This is a genomic window from Thermococcus sp. (assembly GCF_027066465.1).
GTDB lineage: Archaea > Methanobacteriota_B > Thermococci > Thermococcales > Thermococcaceae > Thermococcus.
On sequence record NZ_JAMONU010000171.1, the window covers coordinates 1 to 6,733 of the forward strand.

6 protein-coding genes, 2 tRNA genes and 2 pseudogenes are annotated in these 6,733 nt (G+C 56.1%); 7 read left to right on the forward strand and 3 right to left on the reverse strand.

Translation table 11 applies throughout. The features are described 5' to 3' along the window. The 4 genes and pseudogenes from MVK46_RS08380 to MVK46_RS08395 form a co-directional block, all read left to right on the forward strand. A pseudogene (locus tag MVK46_RS08380) lies at positions 1–439 on the forward strand (dihydroorotate dehydrogenase); the annotation flags it as partial. 106 nt (positions 440–545) lie between these two features. Next, positions 546–1,265 carry a 7-cyano-7-deazaguanine synthase QueC gene (queC, locus tag MVK46_RS08385; protein ID WP_297536227.1) on the forward strand — a complete coding sequence of 240 codons (720 nt, stop codon included), beginning with the start codon at positions 546–548 and terminating at the stop codon, positions 1,263–1,265. A 67-nt stretch (positions 1,266–1,332) separates the two neighbouring features. Beyond that, positions 1,333–1,409 (forward strand) — tRNA-Phe (locus tag MVK46_RS08390). Between the two features lie 8 nt (positions 1,410–1,417). After that, a tRNA-Gly gene (locus MVK46_RS08395) sits at positions 1,418–1,495 on the forward strand. A gap of 5 nt (positions 1,496–1,500) precedes the next feature. On the opposite strand, the gene rtcA is transcribed toward MVK46_RS08395, so the two are convergent. Beyond that, on the reverse strand, positions 1,501–2,529 hold the full coding sequence (rtcA, locus tag MVK46_RS08400; RefSeq protein WP_297536228.1) for an RNA 3'-terminal phosphate cyclase: 1,029 nt from the start codon (positions 2,527–2,529) through the stop codon (positions 1,501–1,503). An 88-nt stretch (positions 2,530–2,617) separates the two neighbouring features. On the opposite strand from rtcA, the gene MVK46_RS08405 reads away from it, so the two are divergent. Further along, positions 2,618–3,175, forward strand: coding sequence for a hypothetical protein (locus MVK46_RS08405; protein WP_297536229.1), 558 nt, complete (start codon positions 2,618–2,620; stop codon positions 3,173–3,175). On the opposite strand, the gene MVK46_RS08410 is transcribed toward MVK46_RS08405, so the two are convergent. Beyond that, positions 3,156–3,968, reverse strand: coding sequence for a hypothetical protein (locus tag MVK46_RS08410; protein ID WP_297536230.1), 813 nt, complete (start codon positions 3,966–3,968; stop codon positions 3,156–3,158). The two genes, MVK46_RS08405 and MVK46_RS08410, sit on opposite strands and share 20 nt — an antisense overlap. A gap of 9 nt (positions 3,969–3,977) precedes the next feature. Then, positions 3,978–4,490, reverse strand: a complete 513-nt coding sequence (locus MVK46_RS08415) for a metallophosphoesterase (protein ID WP_297536231.1) — start codon at positions 4,488–4,490, stop codon at positions 3,978–3,980. Positions 4,491–4,682: 192 nt separating this feature from the next. Here MVK46_RS08415 and MVK46_RS08420 point away from each other — a divergent pair, with 192 nt between their 5' ends. Both MVK46_RS08420 and MVK46_RS08425 read left to right on the forward strand, forming a co-directional pair. Then, on the forward strand, positions 4,683–5,177 hold the full coding sequence (locus MVK46_RS08420) for a hypothetical protein (RefSeq protein WP_297536232.1): 495 nt from the start codon (positions 4,683–4,685) through the stop codon (positions 5,175–5,177). Further along, positions 5,177–6,733: pseudogene (locus MVK46_RS08425) on the forward strand (DNA replication protein); the annotation flags it as partial. The gene MVK46_RS08420 and the pseudogene MVK46_RS08425, both read left to right, overlap by 1 nt.

Consider the following 6,733-nt stretch of genomic DNA (forward strand, 5'->3'; position numbering starts at 1 on the left):
GCCGGTTATCGCGAAGCTGACGCCGAACATAGACGACATCACGAAGCTCGGCTTGGCGGCTGAGAAGGCCGGTGCAGATGCCGTCTCGGCCATAAACACTCTGAAGGCGATTGCAATTGACATCTACGCAAGGAAACCAATCCTCAGCAACCGCGTCGGCGGCTACTCCGGACCCGGTGTTAAGCCCGTCGCGCTCAGAGCTGTTTACGACCTCGCGAGGGTTCTTGAGGTTCCTGTGATAGGCATCGGCGGAATAACAACGTGGCAGGACGCCGTTGAGTTCCTTTTGGCTGGGGCCTCGGCGCTTCAGATTGGAACTGCCGTTTCGCTCAGAGGCTGGAAGGTCTTCAGGGAAATCAACGAGGGCATCGAAGCCTACCTCGAAAGCGAGGGCTTTTCGAACGTGGAGGAGATAGTCGGCCTGGCGCTGGAGGAGTAATTATGAAGGAGTGACCACAGAAGAAGCTCTCAATGAGGCTACAAGCGACATCAAACTTCCGGAAAACTTTAAGCCTTCAAAATTGGATTTGAGCTGGGTGAGAAAAATGAAGCGCGCGGTGGTGCTGTTTTCCGGTGGACTCGACTCAACGGCCTGCCTCTACTGGGCAAAGAAGAACTACGACGAGGTCATAATGCTCGTCATCAACTACGGGAGCAACGAGGAGCGCGTTACGAACAGAGTTGCCGAGTTCTTTTCAAAGGAGCTGGACGTCCCGCTGAAGATAGTTCGCCTCGACTTCCTCGAGGAGTTCTCAAAGCTTCGCGGAACGACGCTCGTCGGCGGGGAGACGCCGAAGGTAACCGCTCGGGAGCTTGAGGACTTTGAAAGGGCGAAGGAGACGGCCAAAAGCGTCTGGGTTCCGGCAAGGAACGTGGTTTTGATAGCGGTCGCGGCATCACTCCTCGATGCACTCGGAGGAGGGGACATAATAGTCGGCTTCAACGCTGAGGAAGGTGCCACTTTCCCGGACAACACGCCCGAGTTCGTCGAGAAGATGAACGAGATGCTTCGCTATGGAACGATGGCCGATGTGAAGGTCGTCGCTCCGCTCATAAACCTCGACAAGAGGGGCATAGCGCGGCTTTTGAAGGAGCTCGGAGCGAAGTACGAGTACTCCAACTCCTGCTACATGCCGAAGGGCTTCACCGAGGACGGGAAGCCGATACACTGCGGTGAATGCGAGAGCTGCGTCAGGAGGCACCGCGGTCTCATCGAGGGCATAGGAGAGGACAAGACCGTTTACGCCCTCGAGCCGAAGATTTGATGCCCATATCTGTTCATTCACCACCGCAAGATTTATAAATTTCTTCCTTGCCCTTATCTTTGGGCGTGGGGCGGTAGCTCAGCCTGGGAGAGCGCCGGACTGAAGATCCGGGTGTCGGGGGTTCAAATCCCCCTCGCCCCACCACCTTCTGTGCGGTGGTAGTCTAGCCTGGTCTAGGACACCGGCCTTCCAAGCCGGTGACCCGGGTTCAAATCCCGGCCACCGCACCACACTTTTAAACAACTTTGGGTTTTCTGACGCTTACCGTTCCTGAACCTCCGACGTCACCTTCAACTGTGAAAGTTTTTCCAAGGAACCTCTCAACGACCCAGACGTTGGTCGTCAGGTGGTTGGTGATTTCAACGACCCCTATTTCCCCTCCGGCGAACGCCAAGAAGGGTATCAGCTGGTCGCCGAGGAATTTATCCACCGCCTTCCTTGAAGTCAGCTGGCCGAGAAGTTCGTCGGCCGCTTCCCTCCCCACGACTTCCGCGGGTTTGCCCCTCTTTCCGAGGGCGTCTCCCCCGAGCCTAAGGGAATCGGTCTCGGCCCAGACGACGATTCCGCTTCCGGGTCCGAGGGAGCGCGAGACCTCACGCTCAATTTCAACGGGCAGACTGTAGAGTCCTCTTATCCTCTCCTCAGCCGCCTTCGCCTGCCTCTCGGCAACGTGAGCGGGGAGGTTCGTTGCGTGACTTATCCCGCCGAACTTCTTTATTCTGTTCCACTCAAGGGCTGTGATTGGCTTTCGCTCCTCCCACGGCTCGACCCTTCCGACGACGAGTCCGCCGCCCTTTGGATAGTGGCCCCTCCTCCTCAGCTCCAGTTCTACCTTCAGGCCCATCTTTTCGAGGGCGAAGAGCGTAACGTTCCTCAGGTAGTCCACTGGCGGACTCCAGGGAACGTCCGTTCCTCCCGTTACCTCAAAGCTTCCCCCCACGAAGGCCATCGCCGGAAGTAAAGCCTGAAGAACGAGGGTCACACTGCCGGCGGTCTTTATCGGAACCCTGATGTGCTTGGCCTCGGGCTTTCCTGGCCAGAACTCCAGCACCGTCGAGCCCACCCTGGCTCCCTTAACCCTTGCGTTGCTCAGCTCCTTCAGGGCCAAAATGCCGTGAAGATGCTGGGGCCGTAAACCAGGGTTCGGCCTGTTGGCCCGGATGTTGTATATCCTCACCGGCTTCCCCGTGATTACCGACAGAGCAACGGCCGTTCTGAGTATCTGACCGCCGCCCTCCCCGTAGGAGCCGTCAATCTCTATCATCCCACCACCTCCACACTCTATTCCGTATCCCCTAAAAACATGACGAAAATCTTTTAGGCAATCCGAATTAAGTTGAGCCGGTGGGAGCATGGACGAGCTTGAGTTCTGCGTCAAGAGCCTCAGTTATCCCCTTGGGATGCTGCTCGAGACCCTTGAAAGGTGGAGGGGTGAGGGTGTAATAGTGGACGGAAGGGGAATAACCGTACCGGACGTTCCCTTCGCCGCCAAGTGCTATCTGGTTTCGAGGGCGCTCTTCGAAAGTCTCGACGTGGTTGACGGAAAGAGGCTCGCCGACGATATGTCCTACGTGGAGGACTTCATAGCCCGAATCCTCTCGTCCCCGCTCGGGAAGAGGATTGAAGACTACGTCCGAAGGGCTGACGAGATGATATCGGTTCGCGGAAGGCTCAACGTTAACTGGCTCGAGTTCGAGAGGAGGAGCGAAAGGGTCAAGCCACTCCTCGAAAGGGTTCTCTCCGGGGAGGAGCCGGAGGAGCTTGACAAACTTTCGGTTGATGAGTGCCTCCTCATGAGCTACCTGGCCGGGAGCAGGAAAAGACGTGAGCTTGTCAACGCGGTTCTCGGCAGGCACAACCGGGCCTTCAGGGAAGCCGTCAAGGCCTACTTCAGGGCACTGAGGAGTTAAGCCTGAGGGCTGCTCTCAGGGCCTCCTCCTTCCGCAAACCCCTTCTCACGAGTGCCTCAACGAGCCTCGTAACGGCCTCAACGTTCCTCAGGTTCAGCCTCTTCTCGGGGAGGTTTATTGAATCCGGTGAAACCTCGAGGCCGAGTCTCGCGGACAGCTCCGCCGCGAACTCCTCCCTTGTCAGAGGGGGAATCCTCACGAAGAGTGAAAACTCAAAATCCCTGTACCTCGAAGCGTCCCTCGTCTCAACGATTACCGGCCTCTCCCTCTCCCCCCAGAGAAGCTCGGCAACCCTCCCCCTTGGAGGTTCCCTGAGCAGAATCGCTCCCTCAGGGAGAAGCTCGCTTATGTCGACTCCCCTTAAGTTTTCGACGAGCGTGTCAACACCGAGGGACAGCAGCTCCCTCCATTCGAGTTTTCTCTCGGTTTTCTCTGACGTTGCCCTCCTGTACAGGCTCTCGCTCACCAGCGTTATCTGGTAGACCTCCTTCCTGCCCTCCAGATGGAGAACGCCGTTGGAGAGGAGCCTGAGTCCGAGCCTCGCAAGGGAGGAACTGAGCTTCTCTTCGCTTCTGGTTGTTATTGCCCCTTTTCCCGAAACGTCCTCTGGCCCCTTGCTAACGAGTCTGTAATCGGTCGGGAAAAGTCCTTTAGCGTTGAAGAACTCCTCCAGCGTTTCCTTGGCCTTCTCCTCGCTTACCGCATAAACCTTCACGAACTCGACGTTCCCAGCTCTATCAACCCCAATGAAAACCACGGCATCGTGCCTCTCCTTGGGGGTCAGAATGTCCATCGGCTCACCTCAGAGACTCATGGCCCCCAGCAGTTCTCCGGTTTCGATGTTGAAAATCTCAACAACCCTCTTCCTGGTGTCGAGCAGGGCAACGCTCCTAACGCCTGTTAAATAGCCGCAGACCTCTCCAGGGTTCACGACTATCGTACGTCCGACCTCCCTAATCTCGTAATGGTGGGTGTGGCCGACTATGACTATGTCGTAGAGCTTGCTGTAGGCCAAAGCCCTCACGAGGACCTCGTTGGTTCCGTGCGTCACCGCTATCTTCATTCCTTCCGCCTCGACCTCGATTAGCTCATCCTCTATCCCTAAAGCCTTCCTGAGGCCGTCCCTTTCGCCGTCGTTGTTGCCGAATACACCCCTCAGCGGGGCTTTGAGCTTCCCAAGCTCCCTTGCGACGAACGGGGCAACGTAGTCACCGGCGTGGATTACGAGGTCGACGTTCCTCTCGTTGAGGAACTCCACGGCCTTTCTGATGGCCGGGAGGTTATCGTGAGTATCGCTCATAATCCCAATCAGCATTACGGCTCACCTGAAGGGGATTCTCCCCTTTGCTTTATAGGGTTATCGAGAACCACCCTGTCGGTTGTGCTGTATGTGTTCATGAACACATTCGAGTGGAAGCGTAGCTGGCATAGCCCTGCTCAACGCCGTTCTAAGATGTTCCGGCAAGGTTTATTAGACCCCTAATCCGAGCGGGTAAAAGGTGGTGTCATGTTCACGGGCAAGGCCCTCATCGCGGTCAAGGTCATAAGACCGTTCTCGGACTGGAATCAGGGCGACATCGTCCTAATCGAGGACTGGAAGGCCAAAGAGCTGTGGGAGAGCGGTGTGGTTGAGGTAATCGACGAGACCGACAAGGTAATCGGCGAGATAGACAAGGCCATAGCCGGCGAGAGGGAGAGCGAGCCTTTGACGGCGCTCCCGGATGGACTCTATGAGAGGGCGGAGTTCTACATGTACTACCTCGAAAACTACGTTCGCCTGAACCCGGGCGAGAGCGTTGAGACCATAAACGTCAAGCTCACAAAGCTCGCCAACCTCAAGAAGAAGCTGAGGGATTTGAAGATGATACGCTTCAACAAAATCCTGAAGGCGGTGATGCTGAGGCCCAACAGCCTGGAACTGCTCTCCCGTCTTTCACCGGAGGAAAGGCGGCTCTACCTCCAGATGTCCAAGATAAGAAACGAGTGGCTTGGTGATGCCTAATGGACAGAGAGGAGATGATTTCACGCTTCGCAAAGTTCCTCAGGGAGTACGTTGATGACGAGGGCAACGAGGTTTACATCAACCGCCTAAAGGACCTGCTCACGGTAACGCCGAAGCGCTCTCTGGCCATAGACTGGACTCATCTCAACTCCTTCGACCCCGAGCTGGCTGAGGAGCTTCTCAACAACCCGGAGGAGGCGATAGCGAGCTGTGAGGATGCAATCCAGATTATCCTCCGGGAACCGCCCCTTCTCGTTGAGAGGGAGTTTAAAGTTCATGCGCGCTTTTACAACCTGCCCCATACACTACTCGTCAAGGAACTTGGGAGCGAGCACATAAACAGGCTTATTCAGGTAGAGGGGATAATCACGCGCGTCAGCGAGGTCAAACCGTTTGTCCAGAGGGCCGTTTTCGTCTGCAAGGACTGCGGAAACGAGATGATTCGCCTTCAGAGGCCCTACGAGAACCTCGTCAAGCCCGCTAAATGCGACGCCTGCGGAAGCAGGAACATCGAACTCGACGTGGAGAAGAGCCGCTTTATAAACTTCCAGAGCTTCCGCCTTCAGGACAGGCCCGAGAGCCTCAAAGGCGGTCAGATGCCCCGCTTCGTTGATGCCATACTTCTTGACGACCTCGTTGATACAGCTCTGCCCGGAGACAGGGTTCTCGTAACCGGAATCCTGCGGGTTATCCTTGAGGGCAGGGAGAAGAAGCCGATATTCCGGAAGGTCCTCGAGGTCAACCACATCGAACAGCTCAGCAAGGAGATTGAGGAGCTTGAGATTTCCCCCGAAGACGAGCAGAAGATTCGCGAGCTGGCGAAGAGGAAGGACATCGTTGATGCCATAGTGGACTCGATAGCTCCGGCCATCTGGGGGCACAGGCTGGTCAAAAAGGGAATCGCTTTAGCGCTCTTCGGCGGTGTCCAGAGGGTTTTGCCGGATGGAACGAAGCTACGCGGCGAGAGCCACGTTCTGCTGGTTGGAGACCCGGGTGTGGCAAAGTGCGTTGATTACAATACGAAGGTTCTCTTAGCCGATGGAAGCCTGAGGGAGATTGGTGAGATAGTTGACGAGGCCATCGAGAAGGCAAAAGCCGAAGGAAACCTCGGAAGGGTTGACGATGGCTTCTACGCGCCGATTGACCTCGAGCTATATGCCCTCGACGCAAAAACGCTGAAGGTCAGGAGAGTTAATGCGAACATCGCTTGGAAGAGAACTGCCCCAGAAAAGATGTTCAGGATAAAGACCGCTAGCGGAAGGGAGATTCGCGTTACTCCAACTCACCCGTTCTTCACCTTCGAAAACGGTCAGTTCAGGACGAGGAAGGCAGAAGAGCTGAGGGTTGGGGACTTTATTGCCGTGCCGAGAGTCCTTCCAGTTGAAGGAACGCCCCTTGAGCTTTCAAAAGCCCCCATTGAAAAGCCAAAGACTGCAAAAGCGAGGCTGAGCCTCCCAGAAACTGCCGACGAAAAGTTCTGGTACTTGGTTGGATTGCTGGCGGGAGAAGGGTATGCCCAAAACAGGGGCGGTAGTGCAACTGTGTATTTCACTAAC

Bases quoted from the DNA above. Each gene is read 5' to 3' on its own strand.
- MVK46_RS08415 (WP_297536231.1), bottom strand. From the start codon at position 4,490: ATGCTGATTGGGATTATGAGCGATACTCACGATAACCTCCCGGCCATC.
- MVK46_RS08410 (WP_297536230.1), bottom strand. From the start codon at position 3,968: ATGGACATTCTGACCCCCAAGGAGAGGCACGATGCCGTGGTTTTCATT.
- MVK46_RS08405 (WP_297536229.1), top strand. From the start codon at position 2,618: ATGGACGAGCTTGAGTTCTGCGTCAAGAGCCTCAGTTATCCCCTTGGG.
- MVK46_RS08420 (WP_297536232.1), top strand. From the start codon at position 4,683: ATGTTCACGGGCAAGGCCCTCATCGCGGTCAAGGTCATAAGACCGTTC.
- queC (WP_297536227.1), top strand. From the start codon at position 546: ATGAAGCGCGCGGTGGTGCTGTTTTCCGGTGGACTCGACTCAACGGCC.
- rtcA (WP_297536228.1), bottom strand. From the start codon at position 2,529: ATGATAGAGATTGACGGCTCCTACGGGGAGGGCGGCGGTCAGATACTC.